The 3,085-nt window shown below is 57.8% G+C and carries 3 protein-coding genes; 2 read left to right on the top strand and 1 reads right to left on the bottom strand.

Annotation, left to right across the window (positions count from 1 at the left end; translation table 11 throughout):
* Positions 1-39 precede the first annotated feature (39 nt).
* Positions 40-621: a recombinase family protein gene (locus tag BSG08_RS19090; protein ID WP_093039427.1), complete on the bottom strand. Its 582-nt coding sequence runs from the start codon at positions 619-621 to the stop codon at positions 40-42.
* 195 nt (positions 622-816) lie between these two features.
* Here BSG08_RS19090 and BSG08_RS19085 point away from each other — a divergent pair, with 195 nt between their 5' ends.
* Together BSG08_RS19085 and BSG08_RS19080 are read left to right on the top strand one after the other, a co-directional pair.
* Entirely contained in the window at positions 817-2,229 is a 1,413-nt protein-coding gene (locus BSG08_RS19085; protein ID WP_093039426.1) for a Mu transposase C-terminal domain-containing protein, read from the top strand.
* Between the two features lie 2 nt (positions 2,230-2,231).
* A complete protein-coding gene (locus BSG08_RS19080; protein ID WP_093039428.1) occupies positions 2,232-3,047 on the top strand; it encodes an AAA family ATPase in 816 nt (271 codons plus the stop codon).
* Positions 3,048-3,085: the final 38 nt, after the last annotated feature.

The raw sequence follows: 3,085 nt of genomic DNA, 5'->3' as shown, positions 1-3,085 counted from the left end.
CTGTGACCTTCGCCGCTATCTGGCGCATTTTTTTCGTCGTTAAGCGGCGCTCGCTGTTCGATTGAGCGTCCTGTAAACGGTTGGCCTTGAAACGGCGAATAGCTCGGCGAGGTCGCTGATTGAATAGTCGCCGGTGTCGTGCATGCGGCGCAGTTCCTTGTGTTGTTTGTCGGACAGCTTCGGATTCTTACCCTTCAGCTTTCCCTTGGCGCGGGCGATGGCCATGCCTTCGCGGGTGCGCATGCGGATCAGGTCGGCCTCGAACTCGGCGAAGGTGGCAAGGATATTAAAGAACATCTTTCCCATCGGATCAGTCGGGTCATGGACATTGGCTCCGATGGCGAGTTTGACGCCAGTCTTTTCAAGCTGATCCGCAATCGCACGGGCGTCAGGGACGGAACGTGCCAGCCGGTCAAGTTTTGGCACCACGAACGTATCCCCTTCGCGCACCGCCGCCAGAGCTTGGGCCAGACCGGGGCGCTCCCGATTTGTGCCAGTCAGGCCGTGATCGGTGTAAATGCGTTTTTCCGGCACATTGAGATCGAGAAGCGCCGCGCGCTGTGCAGCGAGGTCCTGTTTGTCGGTCGAGCAGCGTGCGTAGCCGATGCGGGTTTCAGTCATGTGTGCGTCCTTGGGCCGGAAATGGCCGAAGATTGCCTGGCCATGCAATGAGTGTAACGCAAAAGACCCTTCAATGATACAACCATCGTACCAATCAAATGAGATTCGATTTCCCCAATGGATGTTGATGAAAGACCGGCGGTGAGAAGCCGTCCGGTGAGCGATCCCCTTACGGACACCTGAAAGGAGGGAACAATGGATGACGCGATGCGCCGTTTTGCAGTTCTCAGACCTCACATTGAGGATGGTGTTGCTCTGACCGCTGCGGCGCGGGCGGCAGATGTTTCGATCCGGACGGCGCAACGCTGGTTGTCTCGCTACCAAGCGTTCGGGCTGGAAGGTTTGGAACGGCGGATGCGGTCAGATGCAAAAACCCGCAAGCTACCGCACGAACTGGTACGCCTGATCGAAGGGCTGGCACTACGCAAACCCCGACTGTCCAGCGCAGCAATTCACCGGCGTGTCACGGCGGCGGCAAAAGCCCAGGACTGGCGCGTTCCGACTTACAGAACCGTCTACGACATTATCCGGGCTCTTGATCCGGCCATGGTCACGCTGGCGCAGGACGGGGCCGCTGCCTACCGTGATCGCTATGAGCTGATCTACCGGCACCGAGCCACAGCCCCCAATGTGATCTGGCAAGCCGACCACACGATGCTTGATATCCTGATCCTTGATGCGAACGGAACGGCGGTGCGCCCGTGGCTGACCATGATCATGGACGACCATTCCCGCGCCATTGCCGGATATCTGGTCTTTCTGGGTGCACCATCTGCCCTGCAAACATCCCTCGCGCTCCGGCAGGCGATCTGGCGCAAGCAGAACCCGGATTGGCCGGTCTGTGGCATCCCGGATGTGCTTTATGTCGATCACGGCAGCGACTTCACATCTGAACACCTCGATCAGGCAGCAGCAGCCCTGCGCTTTCAGATTATCTATTCGGCTGTCGCTCGCCCCCAGGGCCGCGGAAAGATCGAACGGTTCTTTGGGACGGTGAACACTGAACTGCTATCTGACTTGCCCGGTTGTCTTGCACACGGCAAACCTGCGATCCGCCCAAAGCTCTCTCTGACAGAACTGGACGCCGCGATTTGTGAGTGGATCGTCAACACCTACAACGCTCGCATCCACAGTGAGATTGGCACGACACCCATATCCTGCTGGTGTGGCAAAGGCTGGTTGCCACAGATGCCTGACAGTCTTGAAGACCTCGATCTGCTGCTCGTCATGGTCGCCAAGCCCCGCACCGTCCGTCGCGATGGTGTTCACTTTCAGGGGCTGCGTTTCATGAGCCCGATTTTGGCTCCCTATGTCGGCGAGGCCGTGACCATCCGCTACGACCCGCGCGATCTGGCTGAGATACGCATTTTCCACAAGAACCGCTTTCTGTGCCGGGCGATCAGTCCCGAATACGCGCATGAGACAGTTACATTAAAGGACATTCAGACAGCTCGATCCGCCCACCGGCGTGCCCTGCGCGGCCAGATAAATGAACGGGTCCGGACGGTGGCCGAGTTTCTACCCGATGGAAAGAAACGCCCGCTGCCTTCAGCAAAACCTGCCCCAGCACGCAAAACAAAGCTCCGAACTTACGAGACGGACGACTGATGATGGCAGGGCACCGCAATGGCACGTTCATCTCCACAAAAGAACATCGCCGGTTCATGGAGTTCGTCAGCGCCGTGAAAAAGCATCGCTATATCGGTATATGCTTTGGCCCCGCTGGTGTCGGAAAAACCATCTCGGCACAGCGCTGCGCCCGATGGGACAAGGCCGGGCTGTTACTGGATACCTGGGGGCCGCGCGATCCGTCAGACATGATCGCCTACAAGGCCCTCGCGAGATCGCGCACAGCCTTCTACACGCCAACAGTCAGTGAACCTGCCCGTCAAACCCGCGATGATCTGGGAACCCTGATGACTCGAATCGAAGGGTGTATCGAGCTTGCACAACATCCAGAGAAGGTTTTCCCCGACAACAGACGTTTGAGCCTGATCAACCTTCTGATCATTGACGAAGCAGAGCGCCTATCGGCCCAAGGCCTCGAACATGTGCGCGATATCTTCGACCGAATGGGCATCAGCGTCATCCTCATCGGCATGCCCGGTCTCGAGCGACGGCTTGAACGCTATCCACAATTCTATAGTCGCATCGGTTTTGCGCATCATTATCGCACGTTAAAAGGTGACGAGTTGACCTTTGTACTCACCCGTCACTGGCGCAAGCTGGGACTGCAATTGGACGATGCCGACTTCACAGACCATCAGGCCATTGCATCTATCGCCCGGATCACCGGTGGCAACTTCCGCCTCCTGCAGCGGTTGTTCGTTCAAATCGAACGCATCCTGAAGATCAACGAATTGTCCTTGGTCACGGACGACGTGGTAGAGGCCGCACGATCCACCCTCGTCATCGGTGCCACATAGCGATGAAGAAACCGCGTCAGATAGCGGCGAAGGTCACA

It is taken from the genome of Roseovarius azorensis (genome assembly GCF_900109455.1).
Lineage (GTDB): Bacteria > Pseudomonadota > Alphaproteobacteria > Rhodobacterales > Rhodobacteraceae > Roseovarius > Roseovarius azorensis.
This window is presented reverse-complemented; position numbering and strand designations above follow the sequence as displayed.